The sequence below is a fragment of the Pseudomonas sp. IT-P4 genome (assembly GCF_949767755.1).
Taxonomy (GTDB): Bacteria; Pseudomonadota; Gammaproteobacteria; order Pseudomonadales; family Pseudomonadaceae; genus Aquipseudomonas; species Aquipseudomonas monachiensis.
Map to the genome: position 1 here is coordinate 32,778 of NZ_CATKPX010000056.1, position 22,919 is coordinate 55,696.

A 22,919-nucleotide genomic window follows, 5' to 3' on the forward strand; every position below is an offset into this window, starting at 1 on the left:
ATCACCGAACGTAGTGTTTGGTAAGGAATGAACCATGCGTCATCGTAAAAGTGGTCGTCACCTGAGCCGCACCAGCTCGCACCGCAAGGCCATGTTCCAAAACATGGCGGTGTCGCTGTTCGAGCACGAGCTGATCAAAACTACTCTGCCAAAAGCTAAAGAACTGCGCCGCGTTGCCGAGCCGCTGATCACTTTGGCCAAGATAGATAGCGTTGCTAACCGCCGTCTGGCTTTCGACCGTACTCGTTCGAAAGCTATCGTTGGTAAGCTCTTCAACGACCTGGGCAAGCGTTACGCTACCCGTGAGGGTGGCTACCTGCGCATCCTCAAGTGCGGTTTCCGCGCTGGCGACAACGCGCCTATGGCGTACGTCGAGTTGGTTGATCGTGCTACTGCTGGCGAAGCTGTATCTGCCGAGTAAGACGTCAGTCTGAAACAAAGAACCGGGCCTAGTGCCCGGTTTTTTGTGCCTGTAAGAAACGCGCCGTTTGTACAAGCGTCTCCTTCGTCCACATCGTCATGATGTGATGGGGATGGTCATTAGTTTTTCTCTATCGATGTCTACAGGTTAATGAATTTGTAGCTGTCATATTGATGATCAATACTCCTTCTCAGCCGATAGCCGGCAGTTCAAGACCGACAGAGGAAGGAACATCGCATGAGCCAAAACAAAACGCTTACTACCGCCAGTGGCGCTCCTGTTGCCGATAACCAGAATTCCCGTTCCGCTGGCCCTCGTGGCCCGCTGCTGCTCGACGACTTTCACCTGATCGAGAAGCTTGCTCACTTCAACCGTGAAAACATCCCAGAGCGCCGCGTACACGCCAAGGGCTCGGGTGCCTACGGTACGTTCACCGTGACGCGCGATATCACTCAATACACCAGCGCGAAGCTGTTTGAGGCAGTCGGCAAGCAAACCCCCACTTTCCTGCGGTTTTCCACCGTGGGTGGCGAGCGTGGTTCGGCCGATACCGAGCGTGATCCACGCGGGTTTGCCTTGAAGTTCTACACCGAGGAAGGAAACTGGGACATCGTGGGCAACAACACCCCCGTGTTCTTCATTCGTGATCCACTGAAGTTCCCGGACTTTATCCACACCCAGAAGCGTTTGCCGCAAAGCAACCTGAAGAGTGCCCAGGCGATGTGGGACTTCTGGTCGCATTCGCCCGAGGCGCTGCACCAGGTCACCATCCTGTTTTCCGACCGCGGTATCCCTGATGGATACCGTCACATGCACGGCTTCGGCAGCCACACTTACAGCCTTATCAACGCTCAGGGCGAGCGTCACTGGGTGAAATGGCACTACAAGACCAAGCAAGGGATCAAGAACCTTGCACCTGCCGAGGCTGCTCGCCTGGCGGGTACTGATCCGGATTACGCTCAGCGCGACTTGTTCAATGCAATCGACCAGGGTGATTTTCCGAAATGGCGCGTGTGCATTCAGATCATGAGCGAGGCTCAAGCAGCGGCGCACTACGAGAACCCGTTTGATGTCACCAAAACCTGGTCGCAGAAAGAGTTTCCACTGATTGAAGTCGGAGAACTTGAGCTCAATCGCAATCCGCAGAACTACTTCGCGGAAGTCGAGCAAGCCGCGTTCGGGCCCAGCAACATGGTTCCAGGCGTTGGACTGTCGCCGGATCGTATGCTGCAAGGTCGGGTCTTCGCCTATGCGGACGCTCATCGCTACCGTGTCGGCACCAATCACCAGCAGTTGCCCGTCAACGCTCCTCGGAGTCCGGTCAACAGTTATCAGCGCGATGGTTCGATGGCTTTTGGCAGCAATGGCGGTGCGACGCCGAACTACGAGCCCAACAGCTACGTCGAGTCGCCGAAGCAGGCGCCTCGTTACGCAGAGCCGGCGTTGGCCCTCAGTGGTGCCGCCGATCGTTACGACCACCGTGAAGACACGGATTACTACAGTCACGCCGGCGCATTGTTCCGCTTGATGACTGAAGAGCAGAAATCACTGCTGGTCAGCAACATCGCCGGTGCGATGGCGGGCGTGTCGAGTGATGTGGTTGACCGCCAGCTGCAACATTTCTACAAGGCTGACCCGGCGTATGGAGAAGCAATCGCAAAGTTGCTCAACGTACAGCTTAACGAAGTCTAAATGAGAAGCAGAACCGCCCTTGTTTGGGCGGTTTTTGCGTTATTTCAGCCGGTTTTCTCAGAATATCTTCGCTTTTATTGCGTCTTGCGAGTGACGATACCGGCATGTTGGTTCAAACTACAACTTTCAAGCAGGGAGATGTAGGGCGATGCAGGGCCACCCAGATGTAATCGATTACCTCAACACGTTGCTGACCGGCGAACTGGCCGCGCGTGATCAATATTTCGTCCACTCGCGGATGTATGAGGACTGGGGTTTCACCAAGCTCTACGAACGAATCAACCACGAGATGGAAGAGGAAGCAGGGCACGCTGATGCCCTGATGCGCCGGATTCTGATGCTCGAGGGCACGCCGCGGATGCGTCCGGACGATCTCGATGTCGGCACCACAGTCACCGAGATGCTCGAAGCGGATTTGCGCCTGGAATACAAAGTGCGGGCAGCGCTGTGCAAGGGCATTAAGCTCTGCGAGCAACACAAGGACTATGTCAGCCGCGAAATGCTGCGGGTTCAATTGCATGACACAGAAGAAGATCACACCTACTGGCTCGAGAAGCAGTTGGGTCTGATCAAGTTGATCGGGCTTGAGAACTACCTGCAATCCCACACCTGATTGCTGCGAATACAAAAAAGCCCCTGTCACTGATGAAGTGACAGGGGCTTTTTCATGGGGCCCGGTTAAGCCCTGTCGCGTTCCAGCAGCGGCTTGAGGTAGTAACCGGTGTGGGATTGCTTCATCTCTGACACCTCCTCCGGCGTGCCGACGGCAATGATCTGTCCGCCCTTGGAACCGCCCTCCGGACCCAGGTCCACCAGCCAGTCGGCGGTCTTGATCACGTCCAGGTTGTGTTCGATCACCACCACTGTATTGCCGTGGTCGCGCAGGCGGTGCAAAACGTCCAGCAGTTGCTGGATATCCGCGAAGTGTAGCCCGGTAGTGGGTTCGTCGAGGATGTACAGGGTCTTGCCGGTATCGCGCTTGGACAGTTCGCGGGACAGCTTCACCCGCTGGGCTTCACCACCGGAAAGCGTGGTCGCCGATTGCCCCAGCTTGATGTACGACAGTCCGACGTCCATCAAGGTTTGCAGCTTGCGCGCCAGGGCCGGTACGGCATCGAAGAACACCCGTGCTTCCTCGATGGTCATCTCGAGGGTCTCGTGGATGCTCTTGCCCTTGTACTTGATCTCCAGGGTCTCGCGGTTGTAACGCTTGCTCTTGCACACGTCACAGGGCACGTAGATGTCCGGCAGGAAGTGCATTTCCACCTTGATCAGGCCATCGCCCTGACAAGCCTCGCATCGCCCGCCTTTCACGTTGAAGGAGAAACGCCCCGGCCCGTAGCCCCGGGAGCGGGACTCCGGTACGCCGGCAAACAACTCGCGGATCGGTGTGAACAACCCGGTGTAGGTCGCCGGGTTGGAGCGCGGTGTACGGCCGATCGGGCTCTGGTCGATGTCGACGACCTTGTCCAGGTGTTCCAGACCCTTGATGCTGTCGTGAGCGGCAGCTTCAAGCGTCGTCGCGCCGTTCAGCGCCGTGGCGCTCAATGGAAACAGCGTGTTGTTGATCAGCGTCGACTTGCCCGAGCCGGACACGCCGGTCACGCAGGTCAACAAACCGATTGGAATCTCCAGGTCGACATTGCGCAAGTTGTTGCCGCGAGCACCCTTGAGCGACAGCGACAGCTTCTTGTTGCGCGGCGTGCGGTTGGCCGGGACTTCGATCTTCACCCGGCCCGACAGATATTTGCCGGTCAGGGAGTCAGGGTGAGCCATGACTTCGGCCGGTGTGCCTTCGGCGACGATGTGCCCGCCGTGCACGCCAGCGCCCGGTCCGATGTCCACCACGTAATCGGCCAGACGGATCGCGTCTTCGTCGTGCTCGACCACGATCACCGTGTTGCCGATATCGCGCAGGTGCTTGAGGGTGCCGAGCAACCGGTCGTTATCGCGCTGGTGCAGGCCAATCGAAGGTTCGTCGAGGATGTACAGCACGCCGACCAGGCCAGCGCCAATCTGGCTGGCCAGACGAATACGCTGGGCCTCGCCACCGGACAGGGTGTCCGCGCTGCGATCCAGCGACAGGTAGTCGAGGCCGACGTTGACCAGGAATTGCAGGCGCTCGCGAATTTCCTTGAGGATCTTGTCGGCGATTTCGCCACGTCGGCCGGTGAGCTTGAGCCCGCCAAAATAATCGGACGCATCGCCGATTGGCAGGTTGGTCACCGCCGGCAGGGTTTTCTCGCCAACCCACACGTGCCGCGCTTCACGCCGCAGACGGGTGCCACGGCAATCCGGGCACGACTGGGTGCTGAGGAACTTGGCCAGTTCTTCGCGCACCGATGCCGATTCGGTTTCGCGGTAACGGCGTTCCAGGTTCGGCACGATGCCTTCGAACGGGTGCGAGCGTTTGACGATATCGCCACGGTCGTTCAGGTATTTGAAATCGACGTTTTGCGAGCCGCTGCCGTGCAGGATGAATTTCTGCTGATCGGCGGGCAGTTCGTTGAACGGAACTTCCAGGCTGAATTTGTAGTGCGAGGCCAGCGAGCCGAGCATCTGGAAGTAATAGACGTTACGCCTGTCCCAGCCACGAATCGCCCCTTCGGCCAGGGTCAGTTCGCCATTGACCAGGCGCTTGATATCGAAGAACTGCTTCACCCCCAAACCATCGCAGGTCGGGCAAGCGCCGGCCGGGTTGTTGAAGGAGAACAGCTTGGGTTCCAGTTCGCTGATCGCGTGGCCGCAGATCGGGCAGGCGAAGCGTGCGGAGAAGATCATCTCTTCACCCGGCTCGTCGTCCATCGGCGCCACCAGGGCGATACCGTCCGCCAGTTTCAGCGCGGTCTCGAAGGATTCGGCCAGGCGCTGTTGCAGGTCGGCGCGAACCTTGAAGCGGTCGACCACGACATCGATGGTGTGTTTTTTCTGCTTGTCGAGCTTGGGCGCTTCGTCCAGTTCATAGAGCTTGCCGTTGATTCGGGCGCGGACGAAGCCCTGCGCGCGCAGCTCTTCGAAAACCGACAGGTGCTCGCCTTTGCGCTCGCGGATGACCGGCGCCAACAGCATCAGCTTGCTGCCCTCCGGTTCGGCGAGGACCAGGTCGACCATCTGGCTGACGGTCTGCGCTTCCAGCGGGATGTCGTGATCCGGGCAGCGGGGAATACCCACGCGTGCATAAAGCAGACGCAGGTAGTCGTAGATTTCGGTGATGGTGCCGACCGTCGAACGCGGGTTATGCGAGGTCGACTTCTGTTCGATGGAAATCGCCGGCGACAGGCCTTCGATGGTGTCGACGTCGGGCTTTTCCATCATCGACAGGAACTGCCGGGCATAGGCCGACAGCGATTCGACGTAGCGACGCTGACCTTCGGCGTACAGGGTGTCGAAAGCCAGGGACGACTTGCCGGAGCCGGACAGGCCGGTGATGACGATCAGCTTGTCCCGCGGCAGGGTCAGGTCGATGTTCTTCAGGTTGTGGGTTCGAGCCCCACGAATCAGGATCTTGTCCAAGGTGGCCTCGCTCGGCGGGCGTCGAAAACGTAGGAGTATACGGCCAAATACTGGATGGATGCACACTATCAAACGAGTGGGCTACTGTCTTACATGAAGAGTGTGTCAGCAATGCGCGTCAAAGCGTCGCGATATACCCTGCCAATCGATGGGACTGGTAGAATCGCCGCCGGTTCACATGAGGTTTTTCCATGCACGATCCCCACAGCGAGCGCATGAGTGGCAGCGAGACCCGCGCGGCAAGCGGTCTGGCCCTGGTGTTCGCCTTCCGTATGCTTGGCATGTTCATGGTGTTGCCGGTACTGGCGACCTATGGGATGGATCTGGCTGGCGCCACGCCGGCGCTGATCGGTCTGGCGATTGGCGCCTATGGCCTGACCCAGGCAGTGTTCCAGATTCCTTTCGGTTTCATTTCCGACCGCATCGGTCGCCGCCCGGTGATTTACCTGGGCCTGATCGTGTTTGCCCTCGGTAGTCTGCTGGCAGCCAATGCCGACTCGATCTGGGGCGTAATTGCCGGCCGGATCCTGCAGGGCGCCGGGGCGATTTCCGCGGCGGTCATGGCCTTGCTGTCCGACCTGACCCGCGAGCAGCACCGGACCAAGGCCATGGCCATGATTGGCATGACCATCGGCCTGTCGTTTGCGGTGGCCATGGTGGTCGGCCCGCTGCTGACCCGCGCCTTCGGGTTGTCCGGGCTGTTCCTTGCCACGGGCGGTATGGCGCTGTTCGGCATCGTGATCGTGATGTTCATGGTGCCGCGCTCCACCGGCCCGTTGCAGCACCGTGAGTCCGGTGTCGCGCGCCAGGCGCTGATCCCGACCCTCAAGCATCCGGACCTGTTGCGCCTGGACCTGGGCATTTTTGTGTTGCACGCGATGTTGATGTCCAGCTTCGTCGCCTTGCCGCTGGCGCTGGTCGAGAAAGCCGGGCTGCCCAAAGAGCAGCACTGGTGGGTATACCTGACCGCGTTGCTGATTTCTTTCTTCGCCATGATCCCGTTCATTATCTACGGCGAGAAGAAACGCAAAATGAAACGAGTTTTACTCGGCGCCGTCGTGACGCTGATGCTCACTGAGCTATTCTTCTGGCAGTTCGGCGACAGCTTGCGGACTCTGGTGATCGGTACGGTGGTGTTCTTCACCGCGTTCAATCTGCTGGAAGCTTCGTTGCCGTCGCTGATCAGCAAGGTTTCACCGGCTGGCGGCAAGGGCACGGCGATGGGGGTTTACTCCACCAGCCAGTTCCTCGGCTCGGCACTGGGGGGAATCCTCGGTGGCTGGCTGTTCCAGCATGGCGGTCTGTCGGTTGTGTTCCTCGGATGCGCCGCTCTCGCTGCCCTCTGGCTGGCCTTTGCTGTTACCATGCGCGAACCTCCCTACGTCACGAGCCTGCGCTTGCCGTTGTCGCCCGAGGCGATCCGCGAAGCGGGTCTGGTCGAGCGCCTGAAGGCGGTCGTAGGGGTAACAGATGCAGTCATCGTCGCGGAAGAGGCGGCGATTTACATCAAACTGGACACCGAACTATTGGATCGCACCACCCTTGAGCGCCTGGTGAACAACCCGGCCGGGGCAGCGTGCGTAGCCTAGGAGAACGTTATGGCCCGTGGGGTTAACAAAGTCATATTGGTCGGCACTTGCGGCCAGGATCCCGAAGTTCGCTACTTGCCTAACGGTAACGCCGTGACCAACCTGAGTCTGGCGACCAGCGAACAGTGGACCGACAAGCAAACCGGTCAGAAAGTCGAAAAGACCGAATGGCACCGTGTGTCGATGTTCGGCAAGGTTGCAGAAATCGCTGGCGAATACCTGCGTAAAGGTTCGCAGGTCTACATCGAAGGCAAGCTGCAGACCCGCGAGTGGGAAAAAGACGGTATCAAGCGCTACACCACCGAAATCGTGGTCGACATGCAAGGCACCATGCAACTGCTGGGCGGCCGTCCACAGGGCGACCAGCAAGGCCAGGGCGGCGGTAACAACTACCAGCAATCCGCTCCGCGCCAGCAGGCTCCGCGTCCACAGCAGTCGGCACCGCAACAGTCGCGCCCGGCTCCACAGCAGGCGGCTCCTCAGCCGGCTCCGGATTTCGACAGCTTTGATGACGATATTCCGTTCTAGCCTGGCTGCAAGCCTCAAGCTACAAGCGGCAAGCTGAAACACAAAACCCGCACTTCACTTCGAAGTGCGGGTTTTTTATGGGCGGTAAAATTTGGTTGCAGACTCAGGCCGCGAGGAACTCGTTGGTCGACACCACGCTGGCATACGCAAACGCCAGGGCTGCCATGAACGCCGCATGAACCTGCACCGCCGCAACCGTCACGCCATTGAACTCCAGGTCACGGGTGGCGCAGGCGTCGTGGATCACGGTGACCGTATAGCCAAAATCCGCCGCCGCACGGGTGATGCCGTCGACGCACATGTGGCTCATGCTGCCCACGACCACCAGTTCCTTGATGCCTTGCTCGTCGAGGATCGATTTCAATTCGGTTTCGCGGAATGAGTTGACGAAGTGCTTGAGTACCACCGGTTCGTCGGCGCGGTTGAGCACTTTCGGATGCAGCTTGGCGCCTTCGGAGTTCGGAGTGAAAAACGGCGCCTCTTCGGAGGTGAATTCGTGGCGGATGTGCACCACCGAATCCCCCGCGTCGCGGAAGGCCTTGATCAGGCGGACGGCGTTGTCGGCGGCGGCATCGGCACCGACCAGCGGCCACTTGCCTTGGGGGAAGTAGTCGTTCTGGATATCGACTACGATGAGCGCTTGCTTGGCCATGACTGTTTCCTCGAAGTGTGTGTTGGTGTGGAATGAAGTATTGGCTGTGGCAGGCAATCCGAGGATTGGCCGCACCGACAATAGAAGGGGGAAAACTGACAATGGACGCAGAAAGGGCAGTCGCCGAACTCGGTGTGCTGATCTATCCCGGCGCGCAGATGGCGGCGGTGCACGGCTTGACGGACTTGTTCGGGGTGGCGAACCGGATCGCCGCCGAGCATCAGGCTGCGCAGTTACCGCTGTTGCGGGTCAGCCATTGGCAGGTCGAGGGTGATCAGCCGCCGGTTCGGGTATTCGATAGTCATTCCGGCCCGGGGCGCGCCCTGGTGGCCGTGTTGATTCCGCCGTCGATCGGCGGTTTTTCCGAGGGCCAGGCGCCACAGGGATTGATCCGCTGGTTGCGTGAGCAACATGCCAGCGGTGCGACACTGGGCGGGGTTTGCGTGGGTTCTATCCTGTTGGCCGAAAGCGGTCTGCTTGACGGTCGCAGCGCCACTACCCACTGGACCTCGGCCAAAGCCTTCGCCGAGCGTTATCCGGCGATCAGGCTCAAGGCCGATACGCCGATTGTCGATGACGGCGACCTGATTACCACCGCCGGGCTGATGGCCTGGTCCGAACTGGGTCTGCGCCTGGTCAATCGACTGCTGGGGCCGAGCATCGCCACCAACACCGCACGTTTTCTGGTGGTGGAACACAGCGACAGCGCCAGTGAGTGCGGCAGCAACTTTGCGCCGATCCTCAGTCATGGCGATGCGGCGATCCTCAAGGTGCAACACTGGCTGCAAAGCACCGGGGCGACCGATGTGTCGCTGGCGGCGATGGCCGAAAAGGCAGGGCTGGAAGAACGTACCTTCCTGCGCCGCTTCCGCGCGGCCAGCGGGCTCAAACCCACCGAATACTGCCAGCATCTGCGGGTCGGCAAGGCCCGGGAAATGCTTGAGTTCACCAACGGCACTATCGATCACATCGCCTGGACCGTGGGGTATCAGGACCCCGGGGCATTTCGTGCGACGTTCAGGAAAATCACCGGGTTGGCGCCGAGTGATTATCGGACGCGGTTTGGGGTGACGCCGGGGGCCGCGGCACGGTAGGCCGTTCACAACAAATCCCCCTGTGGGAGCGGGCTTGCTCGCGAATGCGGACTTTCAGTCAACATTTGCGGTGAATGACACTCTGCTTTCGCGAGCAAGCCCGCTTCCACATGTGTTCTGTGCCAGTCTGGAATCGTGCAAAATGCCGGAGTATCAAAGGGCGTCGTGCAGAATAAAACAGGCCTAATGCCATCGCTGTCTGTGCAACGGGCTGATTTTAAACCCCTTTTCCCTCGACGGGCCTTGGCCTGATCTCTGCACCCCTTCAGCTACATTCATCAAGCGTCGATTGAAGGGGGATGCATGACCCCAGCAAACTCCAGGAGACTGGTGGTCGCCCATTCGGTGCTCGCCGATGCACCGCAGCACGAAGTTGAAACCAACCGTGCGCTGGCCCGCTGGCTGGCTCAGATACTGGGGCTCAAGTATGGCGGCAGCTACGACCCGCAACTGCATGTCGGGCGGGACCTCTACCTGTTGCCGACCCAGACCCTGGTGGGCGCTGCGATTGCCCGGCAACTGGGGGTCAAGGGGCCGGAGGATTTGTGGGGTGGTTATGTCGACCACGACTTCATTTGCACCAAGGCCATCAGCCACGGATTGCTCAACCGCCACGCCCATGCGCCGCCAGGCTGGGCTCCGTTGTTTTCCGAGCGGGTGCGCAGCGTGGTGCTCGACGGTCTCAGTGTGTTCTCTCTGAAGGATGCGCGTCCGGCGGCAGAGCATTTGCTGTACACCGGGCCGATCCGCCTGAAACCGATTCATGCCTGTGCCGGACGTGGTCAGGAAGTGATCAAAAGCCTCGACGAGTTCGATGAGCTGCTTGCCCAGCCGGAAGCTGAGGCGATGTTCACCGAAGGCGTGGTACTCGAACAGGACCTGGACCAGGTGATCACCCACAGCGTCGGCCAGAGTCGTATCGGCGGCCACGTACTCAGTTACTGCGGTGATCAATATTTGACCGAGGACGCTCAGGGGGAACAGGTGTATGGCGGGTCCAACCTGCTGGTGGTGCCAGGCGGCTATGACGCATTACTGGAACTGGATCTTCCGGAAGACGTGTGCCTGGCGATCCATCAGGCACAGGTGTTCGACAGCGCGGCGGATGAAGCCTATCCCGGTTTCTATGCCTCGCGGCGCAACTACGACATCGCCCAGGGCGTCGGCAGCGACGGTCGGCCACGCAGCGGTGTGCTGGAACAGTCCTGGCGCATGGGCGGTGCCAGCAGCGCCGAGGTGGCGGCCTTGCAGAGTTTCGTCAACGATCCGGGGATATGCGCGATTCGTGTGTCTTCGGTGGAAACCTACATCGACCAGCCGCTACCGGCGGACGCCATCGAGGTGTACCGCGGGCCGGCGCAGGCCAGTGACTTTCTCCTCAAGTACGTGACGGTTGAATCCAATGACGGCTAGAAGCGAATCCATTCAGATCGACATCGACGACGAACAGATGAGCGGGACCTTCCTGAGTCCCAAATCGAAAGTTCCCGGTGTGCTCTTCGTGCACGGTTGGGGCGGCAGCCAGGAGCGGGACCTGGAGCGCGCCAAAGGCATCGCCGGCTTGGGATGCGTGTGCCTGACATTCGATTTGCGCGGGCACACCAATGGCACCGGTATCCCATTGACACGGGTGACCCGGGAAGACAATTTGCGCGACCTGCTGGCGGCCTATGACCGCTTGCTCGCGCACCCGGCTCTCGATACCTCGGCGATTGCCGTGGTCGGCACCAGTTACGGGGGGTATCTGGCCTCGATCCTGACCTCGCTCAGGCCGGTTCGCTGGCTGGCGTTGCGGGTGCCGGCGCTGTATCGCGACGAGCAATGGCACGCGCCGAAACGCGATCTGGACAAGCTGGACCTGCGTGATTACCGAAGCACCCTGGTGCGTGCCGACAGCAATCGCGCCTTGCATGCCTGCTCGCAATTCACCGGGGATGTCCTGCTGGTGCAGTCCGAGACCGACGACTATGTGCCCCATTCGACGATCATGAGTTACCGCGCGGCGTGCCAGCAGACTCACTCGCTGACCCATCGCATCATCGATGGTGCCGATCACGCGCTGAGCGACCCGGTTTCGCAGCAGGCCTACACCTCGATCCTTGTCGGCTGGATTACCGAGATGGTGGTGGGGGAGCGGTTGAGCATTATTCAATCCCGGTGATTTGCGGTGTGCTTGTGGACGCCTTCGCGGGCAAGTCGGATCGCCGCACCGCCGCTCCCACATGGATCGAGGGTGTACATAGAATCTGCATCCACCAACAGACCCTGTGGGAGCGGCGGTGCGGCGATCCGACTTGCTCGCGAAGGCGTCTTCACAGCCAGCACAAAATCACTTGGGTTTTTTCTCTATCCGCAGCGCCTTGGCCTTGGCTTCCACCAGCAAATACATCACCAGGGTAATCAACAGCGGCAGGATGAAATAAATCGCCCGATAGGCCAGCAGTCCCGCCACCAGGCTGCCCCGCGAAGCCTCGTGTTGCAGCAGGGCCACAAACACGGCTTCCAGCACGCCGAGCCCGGCCGGGATGTGAGTGATGACCCCGGCGATGGCGCTGATCAACAGCACGCCCAACACCAGTGGATAGTCCAGTTTGCTCGGCAGCAAGGTGAAAATCACCGCCGCCATCAGCGACCAGTTCAGGGCACCGAGGGCCAGTTGCAGCACCGCCATGCGCAAGGATGGCAGGTCGATTTCGATGCCGCGAATCGCCCACTCCCGACGCCTGGCAAACCGGCACGCCGCCAGGTACCCGGCGCTCAGCAGCAACAACAAGACCCCCACGCCTTGCAGCGTGCTACTGCTGAGCTTCCAGCCCGGAGGCATGCGTACCAGCCCGCTGCTGAACACGGCACCGGCAATTACCATGTACCCAAACCAGTTGGTCGCCAGGCTCAGGCCGAGGATTTTCGCGATGTTGCTCTTGCTGACCCCGAGCCGCGAATACAACCGGTAACGCATGGCGATGCCGCCGACCCAGGCGCTGAGGTTCAGGTTGAAGGCGTAGCTGATGATTCCCACCGGCAGGATTTGCTTCCAGGTCAGGTTCTGGCGGATGTAAGTGCGGCCGATCAGGTCGAAGCAGGCGTACACCAGAAAACTCACCAGGGTCAGCCCCGACGCAATGATCAGTGTGCGCACCTTGAAGTCCGCCAGGTTATCGAACACTTCGTTCCATTCCAGGCGCTGGGCGAGCATCGTGAACAGCACGATCAGCATCAGGAAGAACAGCATCGTCAGCGGTCGTTTCCAGCGGCTCCAGTGCGACTTGCCCGGGCTTTTGGCGTGAGTTGCCGTGTGGGGATCAGCGCGGTTCATGGTCAGCGCTCTCGGTCGGAGGGGGGAAGGGTTTCAGGCGAGGTTTATGCGCCGGCAACCAACCGGCCCATGCCGGGAAATGCCGCAGGAAGTGGAACACCAGAAAACCGATGGTCATGTGCCAGACACGCCCGCGTGGCGCGATGTCGTGAGACATGACCTTGCAGTGGTTGTCGCTGAGGTCTTCCAGGCGATCGAACAGAACTCGATTGAAGCCACGGTCGCGGATCAGCACGTTGGCTTCCAGATTCATCGACAGGCTCAACGGGTCGAGATTGCTCGAGCCAACGGTACTCCAGTCCTCATCCACCAGTGCGACCTTGCCGTGTAGTGGGCGGTCGCAATATTCGTAGATCTTCACCCCGGACTTGAGCAAGTAATCGTAGGTCATGCGCGCCGCGAGCTTGGCCACCCGCATGTCTGGCTGTCCCTGCAGGATCAACCGCACATCCACCCCTCGGCGTGCCGCGTTGCGGATCTCGCGCAGCAAGCGGAAACCGGGAAAGAAGTAGGCGTTGGCGATCACCACCCGGCGCTGCGCCTGGCGCAACACCTGGCGGTAAACCTCCTCGATGTCGGTCTGGTGTTCCCCGTTGTCGCGGTACACCAGCCGCACCTGGCCATCGTGATCACTGAAGGCCAGTTCCGAACGCCGCTGCCGACGGCGCTGCCACCAGTATTTGGCGTGTGCCGGGCGACCGCATTGCAGCAGGGCAAAGTGATGGATGTCGGCAACGGCCGGACCCTGAACCTCTACGGAATAATCCTGCTTGGCCTCGGGGCCGAAATCGGCCAGATGATCGGCGGAAAAGTTGATCCCGCCGACGAACGCGACGGTGCCATCGACCACCACAATCTTGCGGTGCAGGCGCCGGAACCAGTTGGTGCGGATGCCCAGGCGTTTCGGTGCCGGATCGAACATTTGCAGATGCACGCCGGCGGCTGTCAGGGCGGTGAGGAACCCGGTACTCAGTTCGCCGCAGCCAAAGCCGTCGAGGCTGACGGTGGTGCGCACGCCCCGTTGAGCGGCTTCGATCAGGATTTGTTGCAGCTCATTGCCCACCTTGTCCTCGAACAGAATGAAGGTTTCCAGCAAGATTTCACTTTGCGCCCGGCGCAGGGCTTCAAACACCCGGGGAAAATACGCCTCACCGTTTTCCAGCAACTCGACCCGATTGCTGCCTTGCCAGCCGTATTCGACATCGACCGCTGTCGGCTCGCGGGTCGGCGGAGCGGGAATGTGTTCCAGCGTGGTTTTTTCCATCGACTGGCTGCTCATAGCTCGATCTCCACCGACAGCGGGACGTGGTCGGAAAGGTGCGACCAGGGCCGGGAGGTCAGCACTCGCGGATGGCTGGCCTTGAGGTTGCGCACGTAGATTCGGTCCAGGCGCAATGCCGGCAAGCGCGCGGGGAAACTGCGTGCCGGTTTGCCATGGTGCGCGGCGAAGACTTCACGCAAACCACTGGGTTTTAGCAACGCATCGGCGCGCTGGCGCCAATCGTTGAAGTCACCGGCGACAATCACCGGGGCGTCGCCGGGCAGTGCGTCCAGGCGTTGGGCGAGCAGCTTCAGTTGTGCGGTGCGATGGGTTTCGAGCAACCCCAGGTGTACGCAAATGGCATGCACCTCCTGGCCATCGCCGGGCAGGCGCAACACGCAATGCAGGAGCCCGCGGTTCTCGTGGCCGCTGATGGATACATCGAGGTTGTCGTGGCGGATGATCTGGAACTTCGACAACAGCGCATTGCCGTGATCGCCCGCCGGATACACCGCATTGCGGCCATAGGCGAACTGTGGCCACAGGCTGTCGGCGAGGAATTCGTATTGCGGCATCGCCGGCCAGTTGGTGTAGCGCCTGGGATGCTGTTCGTGGGTGCCGTGGACTTCCTGCAAAAACACCACATCGGCAGACACACTGCGCACCGCTTCACGCAGTTCCGGCAGGATGAAACGGCGATTGAGCGCGGTGAAACCTTTGTGGGTGTTGACCGTCAGCACTGTGAAGCTGCGCACTGTCGTATTGATGGGTGTCTGCTCGTCCGTGACGCCGACCGGCTCGGGAATGTTCATGGCAACACGCCCTCGGTGGCAGGCTCACCGGGGACGGTGGCGAGGTTTTTGTCGAGGTGCAGGCGTTGCAGCAAATGGCGTGCATCAAAGGGGGCGCGGATTTTGATGTCGTTATCGAAATAGCAGAATACCTCCCGGGATTTGCACGCCTTTGGTTTCTGCCGGGGCGCGATCAGTTGTGCATCATCCGGTTGCCGGCCGTGATGCCAGGCTTCGATTCGTTCGCCCCAGTGTTTTAGTGCCTGCGGGGTGTAGCCGCTGGCATAGAGTGTTTCGGCGCCATGCAGGCGCAGGTAGACGAAATCGCTGGTGATGTCTTCGCGGTACGGCCATTTACCTGCCGTGTCGGCGATGACCAGGGCCGTGTTGTAGCGCTTGAGCAAGCGGACGAACAGCGGATCGATAAAACTGTCGTGACGGATCTCTACGGCATGGCGCAAGGGCTGTTTTTTGTGAGCCTTCAGACTCGCATGGCCGGTGACGTGGGAGTCGTGCTGGCGGGCGAGGGCGGCGGCCTGTTCGGTATTGTGGGGCAATTGGTCGAGGAAGTTTTCGAACAACTCGGCATCGAATTTGAAACTGGGGGGAAACTGCCAGAGGACAGGGCCGAGCTTTTCTTTTAATTCCAGCACTCCGGACGCAAAGAAATTGGCCAGCGGTCTGTGGATGTCCCGCAGCCGCTTGATATGGGTAATGAAGCGCGGGGCCTTGACGCTGAAAACGAAGTCGAGCGGGGTTTCGCCGTACCACTGGGCATAACGTTCGGGCCGCTGCAGCGCGTAGAACGATCCATTGATTTCGATGCTGTTGACCGCCCGCGAGGCGAATTGCAATTCGCGCTTGTGGGTCAGGCCACTGGGGTAGAAGTCTCCCCGCCAGGGCGTGTAGCGCCAGCCTGAAATACCGATATGAATCGTCGCCATGTCGCCTCCGGTCTGACAGCGCCTGTCTTGAGATGACTACGAGGCTGCGGCGAAAGTTTCGATGGCGCTACGGACGGTAAATTTTCTATAGAGCACCACTTGTGGGCGATATATTCCGGCACGTAGCTGCCGATGAGGGCGATTACATCCGGAGGCAAAACGGCAAGGACGGTTTCACACCAGCCCAAATGCTGGCCGATGAATGTCCCCAGCGGCACGCCGGTGACCAACGCCGGTCAGGCTGGTGAACATGCTCGCAATCGTGCTGGCGGCTTTTCCCTTCGGCACTAGACTGGTGGCGATAGTCGAGTCGATCGAGAAAAACACCCCGTGGGCAGCGCAGCGTCGGGATTTGGCTCGTTCAGAAAAATACAGGGAAGGACATTTGATATTTGCCTCGGGCGCAAAGATCGCGAGCGCGGGTGTTAGTCTGTGGCGAGGGATCTATATCCGAACTTGTCCGGCATTTCTCGATCAGTTCCCTACCGATACAGCCAAAGGAGCGGGTGTTTTGATCAGGCTCAAGACCGCGATACTGCTCGGTGCGTTGCTGTTTGTGGGCAGCGAGCAACTGGAAGCCGCCGCGATACCGGGGCTGCCCGCCGCCGCGACGCCGCCGGCCCACCCCGAGCCGCTGGTGCAAGGCGGGTTACTGGGGGCCATCAGTTCAAGCATCGACGAGGTCCAGACCAAACTCGATCTCAATGAAAATCTCGTCGACGTCTGGCGCCTGCGTGCCGACCTGGCAGTCGATGAAGTGGATCAGTTAGTCAATCAGCCTTCGGCCCGTTCGCCCTGGAGCGTCGCCGGCGATTTCCTGCTGCTGACCTGCGTGTGGGCGGTGGTGTTTGCCTGTCTTTGGCTGCTTGGGCGGATGGCCGTCAGGCGCCTGTGCGAGCATCGTCTGCTGCTCAGTCGTGAGCGGGGCCAGGCGTTGCTCGGCTACGTGCTGCCCTACACCCTTGCGGCGGTGATCAGTCTGCCGTTGACGATTTATGCCAGTCAGTTCTTGCCGATATCGGCAGGACGGGCGCTGGCGCTGTGTCTGGCCTATGCCGCCAGCGCGGGGATATTTGCCGCGTCATTGGTGCTGTCGCTGGTGGTGGTGTTCAATGTCGGGCACAAGCGGCGGGCGGTGCAGATCATCCGCGAGAAGAGTCCCCGCCCCTTGTTCGTCATCGGCTTTCTGGTGGCATTGAGCGATGCCCTGACCAGCCCGCAGATCGCCCATCAACTGGGCAGCAACCTCACCAGCAGCATCGCCGTGTTCACCGGGTTGGCAGCATCGATGTCCTTCGGCTTACTGGTGATCCGCATGCGCCGACCGGTCGCCCAGGTGATCCGCATCCTGCCGCTGGCCCAGCGCCTCAGGCAGCCGGCGCTGCGTGAAACCCTGCGGATATTTTCCGGGCTCTGGTATTGGCCGATTCTGTTGATGGTACTGGTTTCGATCATCAACCTGATCGGTGCCGGGGCGGACAACCAGAGAGTGCTGCGCAGCGCCTTGTTCACCACTGTATTGCTGATTGCCACGGTGTTCCTCAGCACCACGCTGCACCATTTGTTCAAGGCCCACAGCGAGACGGAGCTGCGCCGCAGCAGCGCCTACAAGGAACGCTTTCTCAATCTGTCCCACGCCTTGCTGCGCATCGGCATGGCCATCGTGTTCATCGATATCCTCGGACGGATCTGGGGCGTGTCGCTGTTCGAATTCGCAGTGACCAATGCCGTGGGCCGGGCGATCAGCGATTCCCTGAGCCACATCGGTTTGATCCTCCTGGTGACCTGGATGGTCTGGGTGTTGCTCGACACGGCCATTCAGGAAGCCCTGAAACCACCCACCAACAAGCGCTCGGCGCGCCAGCCGAGTACGCGGGTGAAAACCATCCTGCCGCTGCTGCGCAACGCGATCAAAATCATCCTGGTGGTGATTTGCGCGATCACCACCATGGCCAACCTGGGAATCAACGTCGCGCCATTCCTGGCCGGTGCCGGGGTCATCGGCCTGGCGATCGGTTTCGGTTCCCAGCAACTGGTGCAGGATGTGATTACCGGGTTGTTCATCATCATCGAAGACACCCTGTCCATTGGTGACTGGGTGGTGCTCGATTCCGGCCACGCAGGCACCGTCGAAGGCCTGACCATTCGCACCTTGCGCCTGCGCGACGGCAAGGGATTCGTGCACTCGGTGCCGTTCGGGCAGATCAAGGCCGTGACCAACCAATCGCGGCAATTCGCCTATGCGTTTTTCTCGGTGCAGTTCACTTACGACACCGATGTCGACAAGGCCATCGAACTGATCCGCGAGGCCGGGCACTCCATCAGCAACGACCCGTTCCTGCGCTACAACCTGCAAGGATCGCTGGATGTGTTTGGCGTCGACAAGATGGACCTCAACGGTGTGGTGCTGACCGCGCAATTCCGCACGGTGTCCGGTGGTCAATACGCGGTGAGCCGGGCCTTCAACCAGCGGTTGAAAAAGCTTGTGGATAACTGTCCGTGGGTGAACTTCGCGCAGACTTATCCACAGCAGGCGCTGGTGCCGCGGCATCCGGTCGAAGCGCCGCCGGAGATCGAACCAGAGCATGCTGCTGTACTGATGCCGGATAGGCCGCGTTCTCAGTAGAAGGTTTTGTCCTGAGGTTCTTTGTTGGCTGTGATGGCCTCTTCGCGGGCAAGTCGGATCGCCGCACCGCCGCTCCCACAGGGTTTTGTGTTGGAACACCAATCTGCGTCCGAACATAGATCCAATGTGGGAGCGGGCTTGCTCGCGAAGGCGCCAGACCAGACAACTTCAATGCCGGATCAGTTTGTTGCGCACCTCGGCACCACCGAGCTGATCCAACTCCCCCCAGAACTGCTGCTTGCCGGCAATCTCGGCAGCCACCGGCAACCCGTCCCGATACACCAGCCGATTGCACGCCAGTGCCGGGACTTTCATGCCGGGCAATAGCGTGCCGGCGAGGTTCAGCGGATCGACCCCGCACACCGCGACCAGGCTGCCGTCATGGGGCCGACGCCGCACCTCTCGCAACAAGGGGATCGCCTCGGGCAGGGCGAATTGCTCTCCCGCCAGGCCACTGACAAACCGCCCGCCGCGAATCTCGCCGCGTGCCTCCAGCTGATGGAAGGTACGCAGCAGTTCCCGCCAGCTCGGCAACCAGTCCGCCTCGCGTTCCAGCAAGCGCCAGAACACCACGCCGTAGCGGCGCAGCAAGGTCATGGCGATGTGTTCAAGGGTTTCGGCAGACATCCGCTGGTTTTGCACCATCGGCCCGGTAGGTGCGCGTCGCAACAGGGCCCAGCGTCCGGCGTCGTCCATGCCACCGATGAATGCTCCGCGTCCACGCCGACTGTTGCGCGGCTGGCGCTTGCTGGCCGGGGTAATCAGGGCGCGCAATCCGGCGAAGCTGTCGGCGTTCACCAGCCCCGCGCCCACCAGTTCCTGCAGGGCGATTTCCAGCTCTGAACGCAGCAGGTGGGCCTCATGGATCAGCTCATCGAAAAACAACGCGCCATGCTGGCTGAGGGCGGCGTGGACCTTTTGCGTTTTCGGCGACAGTTCGCTGACCGGCGTCTGTTCGGTCAAGCTGCTCCAGAGGCCGACCTGGTTGCGCGGCAGCAACACGATCGGCGTGCTGCGCAGGGCGGTGCTGGCGCTTTTGTTGTGTGCAGTCAGGCGTGTCCATACCAGTCTGCCGCTGCGGCACAACTCATCCAGCCAGGTCGCCGAGTAGTCCTTGATTCGCGCTGGCAGGATATCGCTGTCCCAGGCTGAAGCAGCGGCGGGGTAGCCTTCGAATTGCGCAATAACGGCCGGCAAAACCGCCGCGCCCTGGCCCTGGCTTGCGCTCGATACATGCTGCCAGTCGAACAGGAATCGCATGAAATCCTGCAACGCCACCGGCTCGATTTCCCGGCGCAGGCGCTTGACCGTATAGCGGTGAATCCGCGCCAGCAAATGCCGCTCGCACCATTCTTCCTGGGCGGTGCCCGGGGTGAATCGGCCGCGCAGCACGTAACCTTCGCGTTCCAGTTGCGCCAGGGCCTGGTTGACCTGCGCAGCGGGCAAACCGAGCGGTTCGGCAATGCGCTCGAGCGCCAGCGGCCCGAAGGCGCTGAGCCGTGCACGGATCAGTTCGAGGATGGCGTCGTCGGGTTCCCAGGCCTCGTCGAAGTCCGGCAGCGCTTGCAGCGATGGCGTCAATTCGGCCTGTGGATAAATCGCCCGCAGGCAGGTCAGGCGTTCCAGTGCCAGCCACAGCGATTGCCCGGCGTTGATCTGCAAACGGCTCGCGCGCCCACTGTCGGCCAGGGTTGTGAGCCAGTCTAGCCACTGCGGATTGGCGCAGGCCTCGGCATTGGTGATGCACGCCAGGCTCATCAAGGCCTCATGCATTTCATCGACACCGGAGGGCGTCGGCCAGGCTTCGTCGCGCACGGCGGCAATCGCCTCGGCGTCCAGCGCACCAAGATCATCGGTGGACTGCGGGTCGCTCCAGCGCCGATTGAGCACCGCTTGGGTGCGGCGTTCTTCCAGTGGTGCATCGTCGAGAAAGGTATAGGGCCGGGCGCTGAGAATCTCCGCCGCCAGCGGCGAGGGTGCCGGCAAGTCGCGGCTGATCAGGCGAATGTCGCCGCGCTCCATGCGTCGAAGCAAAGCCAGCCAGCCTTCGGTGTCCATGGCTTCGTGCAGGCAATCGTCGAGGGTCTGTTCCACCAACGGATGGTCGGGAATCTCCCGTTCGCCAGCGAGGTTTTCCACGCAGGCGATCTGATCGGGAAACACGCTGGCGATCAGGTCTTCGCTTTTCATCCGCTGAATCTGCGGCGGGACCTTGCGCCCGCCGCTGTAGCGCGGTAGCGCCAGGGCCACGCCGGCATTCCAGCGCCAGCGCACGCCGAACAGCGGCGCGTCGAGCACGGCTTGAATCAGGATGTGTTCGGCACTGTTGCTGTGCAGGTAGCGCCAGACGTCATCCAGTTCAAAACTGTGGCTGGTGGACAGCGACAGCACGATGGCGTCTTCGCTGGCGGCTGCCTGCAACTCGAAGTTGAAGGTGCGACAGAAGCGCTTGCGCAAGGCCAGGCCCCAGGCGCGGTTGATGCGGCTGCCGAACGGCGTGTGAATGACCAGTTGGGTGCCGCCGGACTCGTCGAAAAAGCGTTCCATCAGCAGCGTGTCCTGGGATGGCAGGGCACCCAGTGCTTGCCGTGCGCGAGCCAGGTAGTCCACCAGTTGTTCGGCGCTGGTAAGGTTCAGGCCCAGGGTCTCGGTCAGCCAGTCGAGCGCTGGCTGCAAGTTGCCTGGCGCAGCCCCCAGCAGGTCGTCGAGTTGTGCCTGCAAGCGCGCCACCGCCGCGGACAATTCGGCGCTGCGCCCCGGTGCTTCACCGAGCCAGAACGGAATGGTCGGCGGCAGGCCCCGGGCATCCTCGACCCGGACTTTGCCGGTTTCCACCCGCAGGATCCGATAGGACGTGTTGCCCAACTGGAAGATATCCCCGGCAATGCTTTCCACGGCGAAGTCTTCGTTGATGGTGCCGATGTTCAGCCCTTGAGGCTCCAGCAGCACGCTGTAGTCGGCGTTGTCCGGAATGGTCCCGCCACTGGTCACCGCCGTCAGTTTTGCGCCCCGGCGCCCGCGCAGGGTGCGGCTCACGGCGTCGCGATGCAGATAGGCGCTACGGATGCCCTGACGGCCGTTGTAGCCCTCGGCGAGCATGTGCAGCAGCGCCTGATAGTGTTTGTCGTCGAGTGCGGCGTAGGGCGAGGCGCGGCGCAGCATGCGCAGCAGCGCTTGCTCCGGCCATTCCTGACAACTGACCTCGGCGATGATCTGCTGCGCCAGCACGTCCAGCGGCGCTCGCGGGATCAGCAAGGTATCGAGTTCGCCCCGACGCACGCAGTCGAGCAGCGCGGCACATTCGATCAGGTCGTCGCGGGTGGTGGCGAACAAACGGCCCTTGGGCGTGCCGCCGACCTGGTGCCCGGAACGGCCGACCCGTTGCAGAAACCCGGCAATCGAACGCGGCGAGGCGATCTGGCACACCAGGTCGACGTCGCCGATGTCTATCCCCAGTTCCAGCGATGCCGTGGCAATCAGCACTTGCAGGTCGCCGCGCTTGAGTCGCTGCTCGGCATCCAGGCGAAATTCCTTGGCCAGGCTGCCGTGATGGGCGGCCACGGCATCCTTGCCCAGGCGCTCGCTCAGGTGCCGGCTCAGGCGCTCGGCGAGGCGCCGGGTGTTGACGAAAATCAGTGTGGTCCGGTGCTCCCGGGCGAGGGCGGCGAGGCGGTCGTACACCAGTTCCCAGACATCGTTGGCCATCACGGCCGATAGCGGCACGGGCGGCACTTCGATGTCCAGGTCGCGGGGGCGGGCGTGGCCGATGTCGACGATCTCGCACGGACGATCGCCACCGACAAGGAAGCGCGAAACGGCTTCGATGGGCTTTTGCGTGGCCGACAGACCGATGCGCAGCAGCGGCTCCGGGCAGAGTGCTTGCAGGCGTTCAAGGCTCAGTGCCAGGTGGCTGCCGCGTTTGCTGGCGGCCATGGCGTGGATCTCGTCGACGATCACCGTGCGTGCCGTGCCGAGCATCTGCCGGCCGGAATCGGAGCCGAGCAGCACATACAGGGATTCCGGCGTGGTCACCAGAATGTGCGGCGCCGTTTTGCGCATCGCCGAACGGTCTTTTTGCGGTGTATCGCCGGTGCGCACGGCAGTGCTGATCTGCAGTTGCGGCAGGCCCATCACGCCCAATTGCTCGGTAATGCCGGCCAGCGGGTTTTGCAGGTTGATCTGGATGTCGTTGGACAGCGCCTTGAGGGGCGAGACGTAGACCACCTGGGTGGCGTCGGGCAAGCCTTCGGGGTTTTCCAGGCCGCGGTGTACCAGGTCATCGATGACAGCGAGAAAGGCGGTAAGGGTCTTGCCGGAACCGGTGGGCGCGGCGACCAAGGTCGAGCGGCGCTGGCGGATCAACGGCCACGCCCGGGCCTGGGCGGCGGTGACGGCCGGGAACGTATGGTTGAACCAGGCGCTGACGGCAGGGTGAAAGCCGCTCAGGGCACTGTCTGCGGGGATGGGCAGGTTCATGCAGCAATTTATGCGG

At 61.3% G+C, this 22,919-nt stretch carries 16 protein-coding genes and 1 pseudogene; 9 read left to right on the forward strand and 8 right to left on the reverse strand.

Annotated elements, in window-relative coordinates; translation table 11 throughout:
• The first annotated feature begins 34 nt into the window (after nt 1–34).
• The 3 genes from rplQ to bfr all read left to right on the forward strand — a co-directional run bounded on the left by rplQ (nt 35) and on the right by bfr (nt 2,726).
• Nucleotides 35–421, forward strand: a complete 387-nt coding sequence (gene rplQ / locus ACM6IT_RS21480) for a 50S ribosomal protein L17 (protein WP_046041617.1) — start codon at nt 35–37, stop codon at nt 419–421.
• Between the two features lie 237 nt (nt 422–658).
• The gene (locus tag ACM6IT_RS21485) at nt 659–2,113 is read left to right on the forward strand and encodes a catalase (protein ID WP_414914787.1); all 1,455 of its coding nucleotides are present in this window, start codon (nt 659–661) and stop codon (nt 2,111–2,113) included.
• A gap of 148 nt (nt 2,114–2,261) precedes the next feature.
• Entirely contained in the window at nt 2,262–2,726 is a 465-nt protein-coding gene (gene bfr / locus ACM6IT_RS21490) for a bacterioferritin (protein WP_008053867.1), read from the forward strand.
• Between the two features lie 65 nt (nt 2,727–2,791).
• On the opposite strand, the gene uvrA is transcribed toward bfr, so the two are convergent.
• Nucleotides 2,792–5,626, reverse strand: coding sequence for an excinuclease ABC subunit UvrA (gene uvrA, locus ACM6IT_RS21495; RefSeq protein ID WP_056728975.1), 2,835 nt, complete (start codon nt 5,624–5,626; stop codon nt 2,792–2,794).
• 191 nt (nt 5,627–5,817) lie between these two features.
• Between uvrA and ACM6IT_RS21500 the strand changes: the two genes are divergently transcribed.
• Together ACM6IT_RS21500 and ACM6IT_RS21505 are read left to right on the forward strand one after the other, a co-directional pair.
• On the forward strand, nt 5,818–7,215 hold the full coding sequence (locus tag ACM6IT_RS21500; RefSeq protein WP_056728973.1) for an MFS transporter: 1,398 nt from the start codon (nt 5,818–5,820) through the stop codon (nt 7,213–7,215).
• 9 nt (nt 7,216–7,224) lie between these two features.
• Nucleotides 7,225–7,743: a single-stranded DNA-binding protein gene (locus tag ACM6IT_RS21505; RefSeq protein WP_007984430.1), complete on the forward strand. Its 519-nt coding sequence runs from the start codon at nt 7,225–7,227 to the stop codon at nt 7,741–7,743.
• A gap of 103 nt (nt 7,744–7,846) precedes the next feature.
• Here ACM6IT_RS21505 and ACM6IT_RS21510 read toward each other — a convergent pair whose 3' ends face one another.
• Nucleotides 7,847–8,395, reverse strand: coding sequence for a cysteine hydrolase family protein (locus ACM6IT_RS21510; protein WP_056728971.1), 549 nt, complete (start codon nt 8,393–8,395; stop codon nt 7,847–7,849).
• Nucleotides 8,396–8,496: 101 nt separating this feature from the next.
• On the opposite strand from ACM6IT_RS21510, the gene ACM6IT_RS21515 reads away from it, so the two are divergent.
• From ACM6IT_RS21515 to ACM6IT_RS21525, 3 genes are all read left to right on the forward strand, one after another.
• Entirely contained in the window at nt 8,497–9,489 is a 993-nt protein-coding gene (locus ACM6IT_RS21515; protein ID WP_414918640.1) for a GlxA family transcriptional regulator, read from the forward strand.
• Between the two features lie 303 nt (nt 9,490–9,792).
• Nucleotides 9,793–10,902 (forward strand): DUF3182 family protein, encoded by a 1,110-nt coding sequence (locus ACM6IT_RS21520; protein ID WP_414918641.1) that lies wholly within the window; start codon nt 9,793–9,795, stop codon nt 10,900–10,902.
• Nucleotides 10,892–11,650 carry an alpha/beta hydrolase family protein gene (locus ACM6IT_RS21525; RefSeq protein ID WP_056728965.1) on the forward strand — a complete coding sequence of 253 codons (759 nt, stop codon included), beginning with the start codon at nt 10,892–10,894 and terminating at the stop codon, nt 11,648–11,650. The genes ACM6IT_RS21520 and ACM6IT_RS21525 overlap by 11 nt, the downstream gene beginning before the upstream one ends.
• A gap of 168 nt (nt 11,651–11,818) precedes the next feature.
• Here the strand turns inward: ACM6IT_RS21525 and ACM6IT_RS21530 are convergent, their stop codons facing one another.
• From ACM6IT_RS21530 to ACM6IT_RS21550, 5 genes and pseudogenes are all read right to left on the reverse strand, one after another.
• Nucleotides 11,819–12,805, reverse strand: coding sequence for a lysylphosphatidylglycerol synthase domain-containing protein (locus ACM6IT_RS21530; protein ID WP_056728963.1), 987 nt, complete (start codon nt 12,803–12,805; stop codon nt 11,819–11,821).
• Entirely contained in the window at nt 12,792–14,084 is a 1,293-nt protein-coding gene (clsB, locus tag ACM6IT_RS21535; RefSeq protein ID WP_056728961.1) for a cardiolipin synthase ClsB, read from the reverse strand. Before clsB ends, ACM6IT_RS21530 begins: the two co-directional genes overlap by 14 nt.
• Nucleotides 14,081–14,878 carry an endonuclease/exonuclease/phosphatase family protein gene (locus ACM6IT_RS21540; protein ID WP_056728959.1) on the reverse strand — a complete coding sequence of 266 codons (798 nt, stop codon included), beginning with the start codon at nt 14,876–14,878 and terminating at the stop codon, nt 14,081–14,083. Before ACM6IT_RS21540 ends, clsB begins: the two co-directional genes overlap by 4 nt.
• Nucleotides 14,875–15,801, reverse strand: a complete 927-nt coding sequence (locus ACM6IT_RS21545) for a DUF72 domain-containing protein (RefSeq protein WP_056728957.1) — start codon at nt 15,799–15,801, stop codon at nt 14,875–14,877. The genes ACM6IT_RS21540 and ACM6IT_RS21545 overlap by 4 nt, the downstream gene beginning before the upstream one ends.
• A gap of 101 nt (nt 15,802–15,902) precedes the next feature.
• A pseudogene (locus tag ACM6IT_RS21550) lies at nt 15,903–16,140 on the reverse strand (MFS sugar transporter); the annotation flags it as partial.
• A 172-nt stretch (nt 16,141–16,312) separates the two neighbouring features.
• Between ACM6IT_RS21550 and ACM6IT_RS21555 the strand changes: the two are divergent.
• Nucleotides 16,313–18,427: a mechanosensitive ion channel family protein gene (locus ACM6IT_RS21555; RefSeq protein WP_414918642.1), complete on the forward strand. Its 2,115-nt coding sequence runs from the start codon at nt 16,313–16,315 to the stop codon at nt 18,425–18,427.
• A 168-nt stretch (nt 18,428–18,595) separates the two neighbouring features.
• On the opposite strand, the gene ACM6IT_RS21560 is transcribed toward ACM6IT_RS21555, so the two are convergent.
• Nucleotides 18,596–22,903, reverse strand: coding sequence for a DEAD/DEAH box helicase (locus ACM6IT_RS21560; RefSeq protein ID WP_414918643.1), 4,308 nt, complete (start codon nt 22,901–22,903; stop codon nt 18,596–18,598).
• Nucleotides 22,904–22,919 lie beyond the last annotated feature (16 nt).